We start from the raw sequence: 14,447 nt of genomic DNA, 5'->3' as shown, positions 1-14,447 counted from the left end.
AAATTTTATTATATTGTCAATAAATATTAAATTTTATATAATATAGCTAATAGAATATCTTGTTGTTATAATCTAATTGAAATCAATTGTATGTTTGGAGTAAAATATGAAAAAAATTGTAAAAAATATTCTTCTAGCTTTACTAGGACTAGTAGTTCTTGCTTTCTTAGCCCTTTCAGCCTTTGTTGGTAGGCAAGTTTTCCAAGGTTACAGCAATGCTAGTTCTCGAGATGAGACCATAGAAAATATTTCCTATAGCAAAAAATCCTATGATGAAATTTTGGATAAGTATAAGATTTCTAAGCTATACATTTCAAAGGATAATTCAGATATAAAAGTACCAGCTTTTTTAGCTCAAAAAGAAGGCAATCATAACATAGCTATCCTTGTTCACGGCATGGGTGGAACAAAAGAATCTATGGCTTTTTTGGTAGAAGGGTTTTTGGATATTGGTTATGATGTTCTTGCCTATGATCAAAGAAATTCAGGCGAAAATATGGCAGATTACAATACTTTTGGAGTTCTAGAATCTGATGATACTCTTGCTGTTTTATCTTATATAGTTCCACAATATAAGGATAAATACGAAGATGCCAAGTCAATTTTGTGGGGAGAATCGTATGGGGGACTTACAAGCATTATTGCTGCAGGTCGCGAGGATTATTATATAGATTATTTGATTTTGGATTCTTCTATATCTGATGGCAGAATCCTACTTAAAGAAGTGATGGAAGATGCTACAAAAGATCAAGATATACCTATGTCATATCTAATGGCGGCAGGAGATTGGTATTCTAGATTTGCTCTTGGCGTTAAGTTTAGTGATTTTGATGGTTTAAAGTGGATCAAAAACGTAACAAAGCCAGTTCTTATTACAAATTCAAATAACGATACATTGACGCCTCCATATATGGCAGAGGATTTGTACAAAGCAATAAGCCATGATAAAAAAGAACTTAAACTAGTGGATGGTTACAAACATGCTTCGTTCCCAAAAGATGATAATAGTAAGTATATGGAAATAGTAAAAGATTTTTTAGAAAAATACGAGTTAAATAATGAGGATACAGATGAGTCGACTGAGTGATTTTAGGTATAGAGATTTTTATTTAGCAAGTTTGATATTTGTTCTATTTGGTCTATCTTTAGATTCTTTTACAAATATATACCAAGGGATTATCAATATTCTGACTTCTCCATCTGTTTTAGTTTCTGATTATATGGAAATAGGAGGAATGGGGGCAGCCTTTGTAAACGCTGGTTTGATGCTAGTTTTTTCTGCTTTTGTTGCTGATAAAAGTGGGGCAAGGCTTACAGGTGCCCTCATATCTGGCTTATTTACTGTGCTGGGATTTTCTTTTTTTGGTAAGAATATTTTAAATACAATTCCATTAATGTTGGGAGTCTACTTATATTGTAAGTATAAAAATCTAGAAGTATCAAATTATATGCATGTTATGTGTTTTGTAACAGGCATTAGCCCAGTAGTATCTTTGTTTTACTTTGGATTAAATTTTAACATAATCACAGGCATTATCTTAGGCACTATTGTCGGTATCTTGGTAGGTTTTATAATAATTCCTATTTCAGCAAATATGATTGGCTTTCATGATGGGTATTCACTATACAATGTTGGATTTAGCCTTGGTATAATAGGAATAATCATTGCTGGGAATTTGAGGATGTTTGATAGGCTTATTCCAGAAGTTAATATAATATATACAGGCAGTGATTTGTATCCTTTAGTGTTTTTATTAATCATATGTACTATATTTGCATGCTATGGTCTGGTAAAAAACAAAGGACTAAAGGGTTACGGTAAATTGCTCAAACAAAGTGGTAGACTAGTAAGCGACTTCACTATTTTATTTAATAAATACTTGGTAATTTTTAATGTTGGCATAACTGGAATTATTGCTATATTATACGTCAAAATCTGTGGGGGAGTTATAAATGGACCAATATTAGGAGGTATACTCACTGTCATGGGATTTAGTGTTTTTGGTAAACATCCTAAAAATATCCTACCTATAATGCTTGGAGTTCTAATAGCTAGTATTTTTAATAAGTATGATCCTTCTGGAACACCAGCCATATTAACAGCTCTATTTTCAACTACGATTGCACCTATTGCTGGAGAGTTTGGAATATTAGCCGGTCTTTTTGCAGGATTCTCACATAAGGCTGTTGCTACAAATGTTGGTTTTATTCACGGTGGCATAAACTTATATAATAATGGACTTGCAGGAGGATTTGTTGCTGCAGTTTTGGTACCATTATTTAGAAATTTAATTGAGAGGTATAAGGATGAATAAAGAAAGAGAAAACGCACGTAGAATAGTAGATCTTATAATGCAGTACTATACTTACCACGAATACTCTCATATAAATGTTGATATTTCAATAGATGAAGAAAGGACAAAGATTGTAGTAGAAGGCCAAGTTAATCCTAGAAATGTCGATACATGGGCGCTAGAAAGTGTATTTATGAATCCCAGAGTAAGTGAGTACGACCATTATTACGAAGGTTTGATGAATACTGCAGATATGGAGGAATTTAAGACTATAGGATACTTGATGGATGATGCTTATATTAATTTAGATGGAAATACTCTATTAGTAAAACTATACAGAAAGCATTTAAAATAGTCATAAAAAATGAAGTGAACCTAAATTATTGGTTCACTTCAAAATTTACTGGCTATTTTTTATTTGTTTTCTTTTTCTATAGAAGCTTGTGCAGCAGCTAGTTTTGCTATTGGAACTCTAAATGGAGAGCATGAAGCGTAGTCAAGTCCAACATTGTATAGGTATTTTACAGTGTTAGGTTCACCACCGTGCTCACCACAAATACCTAAGTGTAGGTCTTTGTTTGTGCTTAGTCCTTTTTCAACAGCAGTTTCTACTAAGAAACCAACGCCTTTTTGATCTAGTACTTGGAATGGATCTTTTTCATAGATATCTTTTTCTAGATATAGTGGCAAGAACTTACCAGCATCATCTCTTGAAAGGCCAAAGGTCATTTGTGTCAAGTCGTTTGTACCGAAGCTGAAGAAGTCAGTGATTTGAGCTATTTCGTCAGCTGTTATTGCAGCTCTTGGGATTTCAATCATTGTACCTACTAGGTAGTCAATTTTTGTACCCTTTTCTTCAAATACTTTTTCGATTTCATCTTTTACTTCGTCTATAACGTATTTTAATTCACGAACATCATTTGAAAGTGGAATCATTATTTCTGGTATAACTTTGATTCCATCTTCATGGCAGTGGATAGCAGCTTGGATTATAGCACGAGCTTGCATTTTAGATATTTCTGGATATCTTACACCTAGTCTTAGACCTCTGAATCCTAGCATTGGGTTAACTTCCTCTAGTTCAGCAATTCTTTCACGTACACGGTTTGGTTCAATACCTAAGTCATGAGCTAGATCTTTGATTTCTGCTTCTCCTCTTGGTAAGAATTCGTGTAGTGGTGGATCTAGAAGTCTTACTGTAACTGGTCTTTCGCCCATTAGTGAGTAGATTTGATAGAAGTCATCTTCTTGCATTGGAAGGATTTTATCAAGTGCTGCTTCTCTAGTTTCAATATCTGCTGCAAGAATCATTTTCCTTACTTGGAAGATTCTGTCTTCTTTGAAGAACATGTGTTCTGTACGGCATAGACCAATACCTTCTGCACCAAATTCTAGAGCTTGTTTTACATCTCTTGGTGTATCGGCATTTGTTCTAATTTTCATGTCTCTATATTCGTCAACCCATCCCATAAATGTTTCGAAGTTACCTTCTAATTGTGGAGATTGAGTTTCAAGATTTCCAATATAAACCTTACCTGTAGAACCATCGATAGAGATTGTATCTTCTTTAGTATAGATATTTTCACCAATTCTCATGATTCCTTCGTCTTCGTCAACGTGGATGTCGCTTGCTCCAGATACACAGCATTTACCCATACCACGAGCTACTACTGCAGCGTGACTTGTCATACCACCACGAGCTGTTAGTATACCTTGAGCAGATACCATACCTTCAAGGTCTTCTGGTGATGTTTCTTCACGAACTAGTATAACTTGTTCACCTTCAGATGCTCTCTTTGCAGCGTCTTTTGCAGTAAATGAAATCTTACCAACTGCAGCTCCTGGAGATGCAGCAAGTCCTGTTGCAGCTGCTTCATTTGAATCCTTAGCTTTATTTGTAAATGTAGGGTGGAGTAGACCGTCTAAGTCTTTTGGGTTTACTCTTAATACCGCTTCTTTTTTGTCTAATAGTCCTTCATTTACAAGGTCAACTGCTACTTGAACTGCAGCTTGAGCTGTTCTCTTACCATTTCTAGTTTGAAGTAGGAATAATTTACCTTCTTGGATGGTAAATTCCATATCTTGCATGTCTTGGTAGTGGTCTTCAAGTTTTTTAGCTGTTGCAGCAAATTCTTCATAAACTTCAGGCATTGCTTTTTCTAGGGTGTGAATTTCTTGTGGAGTTCTAACACCAGCAACTACGTCTTCACCTTGAGCGTTGATTAGGTATTCACCAAATAGTCGGTTTTCACCTGTAGCTGGGTTTCTGGAGAATGCTACACCTGTACCAGATGTATCGCCCATGTTACCATATACCATGGTTTGAACGTTAACTGCTGTACCCATTGCATCATCTATGTCATTTAATTTTCTATAAAGGATAGCACGTTCGTTACCCCAAGATCTAAATACAGCTGATATTGCAAGGTCTAGTTGTTCTCTTGGTTCTTGTGGGAAATCTTCGCCTTTTAATTCTTTATATTTTGCTTTATATTCTTCAACTAATTCTTTAAGGTCATTGCTATCAAGGTCTGTATCAAGTTCTACACCTTTTGCTTTTTTCTTAGCTGTAAGAAGTTTTTCGAAGTTGTTTTTGTCAAGTTCCATTGCAACGTCTGAAAACATTTGGATAAAACGTCTGTATGAGTCGTAAGCAAATCTTTCGTTATCAGTTTTTTTAGCAAGACCAATAACAGCTTGATCGTTTAAACCTAAGTTAAGGATTGTATCCATCATACCTGGCATAGAAATTGGTGCACCACTTCTTACTGAAACTAATAGTGGATCTTCAGTAGAACCAAATGTTTTTTCGTTAGCAGCTTCTAAGTCTTTGATGTGATTTGTTACTTCTTCGTTTAAGCTTTCCCATAAAGCCTTATCTTCTTTGTAAAATCTTGTACAAGCTTCTGTTGTGATGGTAAATCCGTATGGAACAGGTATACCTAAATTGGTCATTTCAGCCAAGTTAGCACCCTTACCACCAAGTAAGGCTCTCATCTCCTTGTTTCCTTCATTAAAATTATAAACAAATTTATCAGCCATATTATCTCCTTTCAATTAATAACTTTTTCAATATTACTGATGATATAATCTGAAGTTTCTTCTATTGATTGATTAGTTACATCTATAATTTTACAATCCAAATCTCTCATTATTTCTTCAGCATAGGCTAGTTCTTTCTTGATGTATTCTTCGTCACTATAAGTTGAGCTTTTTGATAAATGCATAACATTTAGTCTAGCTTCTCTAATTTGAACCAATCTATTATAATCCATAGTTAAACCAAAGATTTTATTAGAATCGATCTCAAAAAGTTCCTTTGGAACCTTAGAGTTTAAAACAAGTGGAACGTTGGAAACTTTGTAGCCTATACTAGCAAGATATACTGAAAGTGGGGTCTTAGATGATCTTGAAACTCCAACTATACAAATATCACAATATTCTAGCCCTCTAAAATCTTTGCCATCGTCATATTTGATAGCAAAATCAATAGCGTCAATTCTTTTTGAACTATGTAGCATCTTATCATCTTCCAAATATTCCTCATTAGTAGGGTTAATACCTAGATAATTGCTAATTTTATTTAGTGAATAGGATGTAAAGTCGATTGATAAGATTAAATAGTCCTTGCAGAATTCTTTTAGGGCTTTGTTATGGCCTGGGTTGTTTAGAGAATTAAAAATAATCTTTAAACCTCGATCTTTGCCAACATCTTCGAGTATATTTCTAAGAGCGTTTTCATCATGGATATTTATATATAAGTTTTCTTTATAAGTAACATTAAATTTTTCCATAGCATTTCTGGATAGTTGAGTAATACCTACCCCATCTGTATCGGAAATAATGTAAACAAATAATTCCATAAATTTCACCTTTCTCTAACCCTATTGATATTATAACACAAAATAAAAATATGAAAACAATTGCTGGCAAAAAAATTAACAAATACCATAAAATAGAATTTCATGCAAAGATTTTATATGTGTATTCTTGCAAATATTTTCATAGAAGTAAAAGTTTTTGACAAAAAAGATAAATGAAATATAATATTTTTAGTTAATAGGAAATATTAAAAGAGGAGTAGAAGGCAAGATTTTTAAGAGAGAAGATGGTTGGTGCAAATCTTTAAATTGACCCTTTGAATGTTGCTTTTATTCATATTTCATGTGGCACGCATAAGTGCATAAGAGAGTCTTTTTTATTAAAAAGAAATTTAGGTGGTAACGCGATAACTCGTCCTAGAGCTATTGCCTTGCCACTTTTTTTAAGGAGAAAATTATGGACACAAAATATAATCCTTTAGGATTTGAAAAAGAAATTTATCACAAATGGGAAGATGGTGGATATTTTAAGGCCGATGTAAACAAAGACAAGAAGCCATTTACAATAGTAATGCCACCACCAAATGTAACAGGACAACTTCACCTAGGCCATGCCTTAAACAACACTATCCAGGATATAATCATTCGTTATAAGAGAATGGCAGGTTTTGAAGCCTTGTGGATTCCTGGTACAGACCATGCTTCTATATCTACAGAAGCAAAAGTTGTAGGAAAAATTAGGAGCGAAGGTCATACAAAAAAAGAACTTGGCCGTGATAAGTTTTTAGAAGAAGCCTGGGCTTGGACAGATAAATACGGTGGAACAATCAAAAAGCAGCTTAGAACCATAGGTGTTTCTTGCGATTGGGAGTACGATAGTTTTACTATGGATAAAAATCTAACTCGTGCAGTCAAAAAAGTTTTCAAAAAAATGTACGATGATGGGCTAATATATCAAGGTAACAGGATTGTAAACTGGGATGTAGAAGCAGAAACAGCTATATCAGATGCAGAAGTTTACCATGAGGAAAAAGAAGGAAATCTTTGGTACATCAAATACTTCTTTGAAGATAGCGATGAATATATAACAATTGCAACTACTCGTCCAGAAACTATGTTTGGCGACCTTGCAGTTGCTGTAAACCCAGAAGATCCTAGATTTAAGGATAAAATAGGCAAAAATGTAATACTTCCAATTGTAGGTAGGAAATTGCCAATAATAGAAGATTCCTATGTTGATATGGAATATGGCACAGGTTGTGTTAAGATAACCCCATCTCACGATCCAAACGACTTTGAAGTTGGAGAACGTCATAATCTTGGTCAATGCGTTGTAATTGACACAAAGGGACATATAAAAGATGGATATGGCAAATATTCTGGACTAGAAAGATATGAGGCTCGTAAGGCTTTAGTAGATGAGCTTGAAAAAGAAGGATATTTAGAAAAAATCGAAACCCTAACTCATGCAGTAGGTTACAGTGAGAGGACAAATGTTGTTATAGAACCACTTATATCCAAACAATGGTTTGTAAAAATGGATGGCCTTGCTAAGATGGCAATAGACGCCTATGAAAAAGAAGACCTTAAGCTAATACCAGAATCACTTGGCAAAACCTACATGAACTGGCTAAACAACATTCGCGATTGGACTATATCTCGTCAACTATGGTGGGGACATAGATTACCTGTATACTACACTGATGATGGTGAAATAATAGTATCAGAAGACGAGCCAGATGAAAATGGGATGCTTGATGGAATTCACGTGACCCAAGAAGAAGATACACTAGATACTTGGTTCTCATCTGCTCTTTGGCCATTTGCAACACTTGGTTGGCCAGAAGAAAATGAGAAGCTAGATTATTTCTTCCCAACAGATATCCTTGTAACAGGCTATGACATAATATTTTTCTGGGTAATCAGAATGGTATTCTCATCCCTTTACACAACAGGCAAAGTGCCTTTTGACCACGTGTTATTTACAGGACTTATCCGTGATCCACAAGGACGCAAGATGAGTAAATCTTTGGGAAATGGAGTTGATCCAATAGAAGTAGTAGACCAATATGGTGCTGATGCCCTAAGATTTACTCTAATCACAGGAAATAGCCCGGGTAATGATATGCGCTATGATGAGAAAAGAATTGTAGCAAGCAGAAACTTTGCCAACAAACTTTGGAATGCAAGTCGTTTTGTTCTAATGAACATAGAAGAAGGCGACGATTTAGCCTTCTCAACAATTAATAATCTAGAACTTGAGGACAAGTGGATACTAAAGCGCCTAAATAATGTAATCGAAGAAGTTACAAAAAATCTCGAAAATTACGAAATAGGTCTTGCAGCTTCTAGGATAGAAAACTTCATCTGGGAAGAATACTGCGATTGGTATATAGAATTTGCTAAGCTAAGATTATACGGAGAAGACGAAGAAGCTAAGGCAGATGTAAAGAAAGTTTTACTATATGTTCTAAACAAAATGATTGCCTTGCTTCATCCGTTTATGCCATTTATAACAGAAGAGATTTATTCAGCCCTTCCTGACAAGAAAGATATGCTGATAATCGAACAATGGCCACAATTTAATGAAGAATTTGAATTCATTAACGAAGAAGCAACTGTAAATTCTGCTATTGAAGCTATCACAGCAATTAGAAACCAAAGAGCAACCCTAAATGTTGGTGCAAAAACCAAGCAAGATCTAATAATTCTTGCAGAAAATGATTCCTATAAGGCTTTGCTCGATGAAGTCAAGGACCAATTTGTAAACCTAGCTAATTCTAGTGATGTAAAAGTATTACTAAAAGATGAATATGGTAGCGATAAGGATGGCCTGGTAAATCTAGTATTTAATGAATTTAGAGTTTTAATGAGTCTTGATGATTTGATGGATTATGATAAAGAAAGAGCTCGTCTAAACGATGAAATCAAGAGATTAGAAAGCGAGATTAAAAGAGCAAGAGGCAAACTAAATAACGAAAACTTCGTAAAAAAAGCGCCAGAAGCTGTAGTAAATGAAGAGAGGGAAAAACTTGCCAACTATGAAGATTTACTAGAAAAAACTAAGATATCACTAGAAGAGATTAGAGATAAGTAATGTATGAAGATTTTTCCTATATATATGACAAACTAAGCTTTGATATAGAATATGAGAAATACGCTCAAAATATCTTAAGCTTGGTAGAAAAACATAATATAAAAAAAGATAAGATGCTAGAGCTTGCAGCAGGCTCTGGCATGCTTACAAATTTTTTCTTTGATGAATTTAAAGAAATAGATGCCCTAGACATATCAACAGATATGTTAAATGTATTTGCAGAAAAATATGACAATGACAATGTCAATTTGATTTACTATGACATGGTAGAATATGAAAATTCTGGAGCCTACGACCTGATAGTAATACTCCTAGATTCTATAAACTACGTGACAAATCCTAAAGACTTGGAGAAATTAATAGCAAATTGCTACAAAAACCTAAAAGAGAATGGACTCTTAATTCTAGATATCAATTCCGAGTATAAGATGCGAGAAATCTTTGGTTCAAACTGCTACGTCTATGAATACGAGGATATATTTTATACCCGGGATAATTTCATGGAAGATGACTTAGTTGACATGCATCTAAACTTTTTTGTGGAAAATGAAGATGGATCCTACAAAAGAATTTATGAATATCAACAAGAGAGAGTATATGAAAGATATTACATTAAAAATCTTTTGGCTCAAAATGGATTTGCTGATGTCAAAATGTTTGACGAAGATAACATGGACATTGTAGATGATGAAACAATGCGCATCCTATTTCAAGCAGTAAGGAAATGATATGGAAAGTGGAATAGTTAAATTTTTTGATAATAAAAAAGGATATGGTTTTATCAAGTCAGATGATGATATAGATTATTTTGTACACTTTACAAGTATTATATCTGATGATGACTACAAAAAACTAGATGAAGGTGATAGGGTAAGTTTTGATCGAGAAGATGGGCCAAGGGGGCCATCAGCTATCAATGTTAAAAAGATGGAGGTTGAATTATGAGTGCAACAACAATTTGGATTATAATAGCATTATTGATTCTATTTCCTCAATTTTATTACTATAAAATTACTAGAGACTTTGAAAAGGTCAAAAATACTAGAAAATATTTTATAAGAAATAAGAGAAATTTTGATGATCACCAAGAGATTTATCTCACAAATTACGATGGTCACGATATCTTTATAAGACTCTATGAAGTAGCTGATCCAAAGGCAATAGTACACATAATCCATGGTATGGCAGAACATTCTTATAATTACATAGATTTTATAAAATTTCTAAATGCCAATGGATTTACTGTCATAGCCCACGATCATAGAGGACATGGTAAGAGTATTTCTGAAAAGTATCCAACAGGCTATATGAGACTTACAGAAGAAGTCGTAAATGACGTATATGCCGTAAATTCATTTGCTAGGGAGACCCACCCAGGTCTAAAAGTTTATATGATTGGGCACTCTATGGGTTCTATGATATCAAGACTTTACCTACAAAAATATGACGACACTATAGATAAGCTTGTTCTTACTGGAACTGTTGAACATAGTAAAGTAGCTGCATTTGGCTTGTTTCTAGGTAATATAATTACCTTTTATTTCAATAAATACCAGCCGGCTATTTTAAGCCCACTTTTGCCAGGTTCTAAGGGTGATGATACTTGGATTTCCTATAATATGGACAATGTTATCGACAAGAGAAATGATAAGCAAAGAGTTCAAACTTTCTTAGAGCGTGGTGTGGTTACAATTATTGATATGAATAATAAGATGTCAAAAGTTAGAAGATATATGGTGAAAAACCCAGATCTTTCGATTTTATCTGCAACAGGCTCAGATGACATAGTCACAGGATCTGATAAGGGCCTTGAAGATAGTATTAATACCCTTAAAAAAGCAGGCTATACTAATTTTGATAATGTAGTGTATGATCATATGCGTCACGAAATACTTAATGAGGAAGATAGGTCTATAGTTTATGAAGATATATTAGAATTTTTTAATATGTAGATAAAGGAGGGGCTGTTGCAGAATGAATGAATCGTCCCAAATCACTAGAGGAACCTTGAGGAAAATTTTGCCTCCATGAGCCGGCAGGCTATGCTAAAAATTTCCCACAAGAACCCTCTAGCAATGGGACGAAAGTCATTCATAGTTTTGCAACAGCTCCTTATTTTGTTAATTTATAATCGTAATTTGCAACTCCTGGTGCAATAGTTATATCATCAATACCTGCAGCTTGCAAGATTGATCCAGCATAGGAACTGCGATTATTGGTCCTACAATGCAGGACTATTGGTTTATCTAAATTTTTGAACTTATCAATATTAGCTGCAACTTCATCGTAGGGAGTGTTAATTGCTCCCTTGATATGACCAAGTTTGTATTCTTCTTTGCTTCTAACATCATAAATAATATAAGAATCCAAGTTGTTTTCTAAGTCTCTTCCACTAATTTCCTTAAAATTCATTTTTCCCTCCCTTAAATAATATTCTTTATTATTGTATTTAGACTTTATATTTAATATAATTATACTGTAGTATTTATTTTCTAAATATGCTACAAGAGGTTAAAATCTTAACAAAAAACCTAGAAGATTCTATAATGTTAATGGTGAAAAACAATTAAAATAAAATTATAATTATTGACATTTTCTGGTTTTCATTTTAAGATTATATAAATATTTTATAGGAGGATTAATATGGAATATTTAAAACTAATTGGTATTCTGATAATTGTACTTGGATTTATTTTTAAGTTAAATATTGTATTTACAGTTATTTTATCAGGATTTATCACAGCTTTAGTATCAGGCATTTCTATAGGAGAATTTCTTAGTATACTAGGCGAAGAATTTGTCAACCAGAGAATAGTAACCTTATTTATAATTACCTTGCCGGTAATAGGCTTATCAGAACAATTTGGACTAAAACAATCTGCGGAAAAAATAGTTAAACAACGCGACAACCTTTCACCAGGAGCTTTGTATAGTGTATACCTACTATTTAGGGAACTTGCAGGATTTTTCTCAATGAGAATCTATGGCCTTGTTCAATTTGTAAGACCAATCATCTTCCCAATGGCAGAGGCCTCATATGAGAAACAAAATGGCAAATTAGAGAAAAAAGACAGCGAGAAGTTAAAATCTAGAGCAGCTGCCATGGAAAACTTTGGTAACTTCTTTGCTCAAAATACCTTTATTGGTGCAGGCGGGGTCCTACTAATAGTTGGGCAGATGGAGTCCCTGGGATATCCTGTGACAAATGCTGATATTGCAGGCAAGTCACTACCAATTGCTATAATCTGTTTAGTACTCGGTGTTATCAAAAACATCATTGATGACAAGAGAATGAAAGGGGGCAAATAATGACAATATTTGGAATGCCAGCTGAAGAATTCTTTGCGAAATTTTTGGAATTTATTTATGTATTAATTGGCCTACAATTTTTCTATACTGCTTACAGAGTTTTTAGAGCAGAGGACAATGATAAGAAAGCTACAACTATGACTTTCTGGATAATACTTGGTGTATTATTTGCCTTTGGTAAGCTAATCCCACCAATGGTATCAGGTGCACTTGTAGTAGTAATAGGTATTATTTCTCTAATCAATGGTATTGTAGTCAAAGGAGCCATAACTAATGATGAAGCTACAGAAGTTGAAGGATCAAATAGACTTGGTAACAAGATTTTCATACCAGTGATTGTTATGGCAGTTCTTGCTATAATATTAGCAAAACTTATTCCAGAATCAAGCTCATCAATCCTTGGTTTTACTGCAATTGTAGCTCTAGTAATTATAATGATTATGACAAAAACAAATTTTGCAGGAATGATGAAACAATCAGATAGGATGGTCCAACAAGTTGGAGCAGTTGCAATACTTCCACAATTACTTGCAGCTCTTGGAGCGATCTTTGCAGCAGCAGGAGTAGGTGATGTAATAGCATCAATAATCGGTGGTATGATACCAACTATTTCTCCATGGACTGGGTCTATTGCTTATGTTCTAGGCATGGTTATATTTACAGCTATCATGGGCAACGCTTTTGCTGCCTTCACTGTGATTACAGCAGGAATTGGAGTTCCATTTGTTATAGCTCAAGGAGCAGACCCAGCTATAGCAGCAGCCCTAGCTATGACAGCAGGCTATTGTGGTACTCTTCTTACACCTATGGCAGGAAACTTTAATGTGCTTCCTGTAGGATTGCTAGAGATGGATGATAAAAATGGGGTAATAAAAGAACAGGCACTATTCTCTATACTTATGATTGTAGTTCATATACTATTGATGAGATTTTGGGCCTTTTAGGAGGTAATTATGAAAATATTAGTAACAGGATTTGATCCATTCGGTGGAGAAGAAACAAATCCAGCAATCGAATCTGTAAAAAGAATAGATGATAATATCGAAGGAGCAGAGGTAATAAAGCTTGAAATACCAACAGTATTTCACAAGGCTAGCGATGTAGTTGAAGCAAAAATCAAAGAAGTAAAACCAGATGTAATCCTTTCAGTTGGCCAAGCTGGCGGAAGATATGGTATAACAGTAGAACGTGTTGCAATCAACGAAGATGATGCTCGTATTGAAGATAACGAAGGCAACCAACCAATAGATGTAAAAATAAGAGAAGATGGTGCTCCAGCATATTTTGCAAGCCTACCAATCAAGGCTATGGTGGAAGAAATTAAAAAGGAAAACATTCCAGCAAGTGTATCAAACTCAGCGGGTACTTTTGTATGTAACCACATTATGTACCAAGACTTATACCTAGCAGAAAAATATGGAGATATAAAAGCAGGATTTATCCACGTACCATTTTTGACAGAACAAGTTTTAGACAAGCCTAACACAGCATCTATGAGCCTAGATGATATTGTAAGAGGTTTAAATGCAGCTATTAGAGCAATTGTAAAATACGATGACAAGAAAGATTTGGATATTACAGGTGGAGCAACACACTAGAAAAGGACCCGGTTGGGTCTTTTTTTGTGTGATTTTCATAAAAATGGGTAAAATGACTATAAGAGAATAATTAAATATTCATAGGAGGATATTATGGCAGTAGATAATGAAAAAAAAGTTTTTGAAGCTGGTGATAATCAAACAGCAACGAAAAAATCAAACGAAGACGTTCCAATGAGCAACGGCGAAAACTGTGGTATTGTCGAATTTGAAGGTAAAAGAATCAACACTTGTGATGGTGAACAAATCGTAGAAAAAGGATATGAAAATCCAGATAGATAAAATAAGTATATAATCAATCAAGATAAAACTGATTATAATATCGAAA

General features: G+C 34.2%; 14 protein-coding genes and 1 other annotated feature. Of the genes, 11 read left to right on the top strand and 3 right to left on the bottom strand.

Going from position 1 to position 14,447, the window contains the following annotated elements:
* Positions 1 to 106: 106 nt before the first annotated feature.
* From BQ7474_RS05265 to BQ7474_RS05255, 3 genes are read left to right on the top strand one after another with little or no spacing between them, the layout of a single operon-like run.
* Positions 107 to 1,087, top strand: coding sequence for an alpha/beta hydrolase (locus BQ7474_RS05265; RefSeq protein ID WP_073997926.1), 981 nt, complete (start codon positions 107 to 109; stop codon positions 1,085 to 1,087).
* Positions 1,071 to 2,315 (top strand): DUF1576 domain-containing protein, encoded by a 1,245-nt coding sequence (locus BQ7474_RS05260; protein WP_073997925.1) that lies wholly within the window; start codon positions 1,071 to 1,073, stop codon positions 2,313 to 2,315. The genes BQ7474_RS05265 and BQ7474_RS05260 overlap by 17 nt, the downstream gene beginning before the upstream one ends.
* Positions 2,308 to 2,649 (top strand): hypothetical protein, encoded by a 342-nt coding sequence (locus BQ7474_RS05255; RefSeq protein ID WP_073997924.1) that lies wholly within the window; start codon positions 2,308 to 2,310, stop codon positions 2,647 to 2,649. Before BQ7474_RS05260 ends, BQ7474_RS05255 begins: the two co-directional genes overlap by 8 nt.
* A gap of 59 nt (positions 2,650 to 2,708) precedes the next feature.
* Here BQ7474_RS05255 and ppdK read toward each other — a convergent pair whose 3' ends face one another.
* The gene (ppdK, locus tag BQ7474_RS05250; protein WP_073997923.1) at positions 2,709 to 5,336 is read right to left on the bottom strand and encodes a pyruvate, phosphate dikinase; all 2,628 of its coding nucleotides are present in this window, start codon (positions 5,334 to 5,336) and stop codon (positions 2,709 to 2,711) included.
* Positions 5,337 to 5,347: 11 nt separating this feature from the next.
* Positions 5,348 to 6,157 (bottom strand): pyruvate, water dikinase regulatory protein, encoded by an 810-nt coding sequence (locus tag BQ7474_RS05245; protein ID WP_073997922.1) that lies wholly within the window; start codon positions 6,155 to 6,157, stop codon positions 5,348 to 5,350.
* Between the two features lie 201 nt (positions 6,158 to 6,358).
* Positions 6,359 to 6,538 (top strand) — a binding site (T-box leader).
* Between the two features lie 34 nt (positions 6,539 to 6,572).
* On the opposite strand from BQ7474_RS05245, the gene BQ7474_RS05240 reads away from it, so the two are divergent.
* Genes BQ7474_RS05240 through BQ7474_RS05225 form a run of 4 tightly spaced genes read left to right on the top strand, consistent with a single transcriptional unit; the run spans position 6,573 to position 11,164 of the window.
* Positions 6,573 to 9,212 carry a valine--tRNA ligase gene (locus BQ7474_RS05240; RefSeq protein WP_073997921.1) on the top strand — a complete coding sequence of 880 codons (2,640 nt, stop codon included), beginning with the start codon at positions 6,573 to 6,575 and terminating at the stop codon, positions 9,210 to 9,212.
* Positions 9,212 to 9,940 carry a class I SAM-dependent DNA methyltransferase gene (locus BQ7474_RS05235; RefSeq protein ID WP_073997920.1) on the top strand — a complete coding sequence of 243 codons (729 nt, stop codon included), beginning with the start codon at positions 9,212 to 9,214 and terminating at the stop codon, positions 9,938 to 9,940. Before BQ7474_RS05240 ends, BQ7474_RS05235 begins: the two co-directional genes overlap by 1 nt.
* A 1-nt stretch (position 9,941) precedes the next feature.
* Positions 9,942 to 10,157: a cold-shock protein gene (locus BQ7474_RS05230; RefSeq protein ID WP_073997919.1), complete on the top strand. Its 216-nt coding sequence runs from the start codon at positions 9,942 to 9,944 to the stop codon at positions 10,155 to 10,157.
* A complete protein-coding gene (locus tag BQ7474_RS05225; RefSeq protein WP_073997918.1) occupies positions 10,154 to 11,164 on the top strand; it encodes an alpha/beta fold hydrolase in 1,011 nt (336 codons plus the stop codon). Before BQ7474_RS05230 ends, BQ7474_RS05225 begins: the two co-directional genes overlap by 4 nt.
* 160 nt (positions 11,165 to 11,324) lie before the next feature.
* Here BQ7474_RS05225 and BQ7474_RS05220 read toward each other — a convergent pair whose 3' ends face one another.
* Entirely contained in the window at positions 11,325 to 11,624 is a 300-nt protein-coding gene (locus BQ7474_RS05220) for a rhodanese-like domain-containing protein (RefSeq protein ID WP_073997917.1), read from the bottom strand.
* Between the two features lie 231 nt (positions 11,625 to 11,855).
* On the opposite strand from BQ7474_RS05220, the gene BQ7474_RS05215 reads away from it, so the two are divergent.
* From BQ7474_RS05215 to BQ7474_RS05200, 4 genes are all read left to right on the top strand, one after another.
* Positions 11,856 to 12,521 carry a DUF969 domain-containing protein gene (locus tag BQ7474_RS05215; protein ID WP_073997916.1) on the top strand — a complete coding sequence of 222 codons (666 nt, stop codon included), beginning with the start codon at positions 11,856 to 11,858 and terminating at the stop codon, positions 12,519 to 12,521.
* The gene (locus BQ7474_RS05210) at positions 12,521 to 13,465 is read left to right on the top strand and encodes a 5-oxoproline transporter, DUF979 family subunit (protein ID WP_235821478.1); all 945 of its coding nucleotides are present in this window, start codon (positions 12,521 to 12,523) and stop codon (positions 13,463 to 13,465) included. The genes BQ7474_RS05215 and BQ7474_RS05210 overlap by 1 nt, the downstream gene beginning before the upstream one ends.
* A gap of 9 nt (positions 13,466 to 13,474) precedes the next feature.
* On the top strand, positions 13,475 to 14,119 hold the full coding sequence (gene pcp / locus BQ7474_RS05205; RefSeq protein ID WP_073997915.1) for a pyroglutamyl-peptidase I: 645 nt from the start codon (positions 13,475 to 13,477) through the stop codon (positions 14,117 to 14,119).
* Between the two features lie 93 nt (positions 14,120 to 14,212).
* A complete protein-coding gene (locus BQ7474_RS05200) occupies positions 14,213 to 14,401 on the top strand; it encodes a hypothetical protein (protein WP_073997914.1) in 189 nt (62 codons plus the stop codon).
* Positions 14,402 to 14,447 lie beyond the last annotated feature (46 nt).

This window comes from Anaerococcus urinomassiliensis (assembly GCF_900128425.1).
GTDB classification, from domain to species: domain Bacteria; phylum Bacillota; class Clostridia; order Tissierellales; family Peptoniphilaceae; genus Anaerococcus; species Anaerococcus urinomassiliensis.
This window is presented reverse-complemented; position numbering and strand designations above follow the sequence as displayed.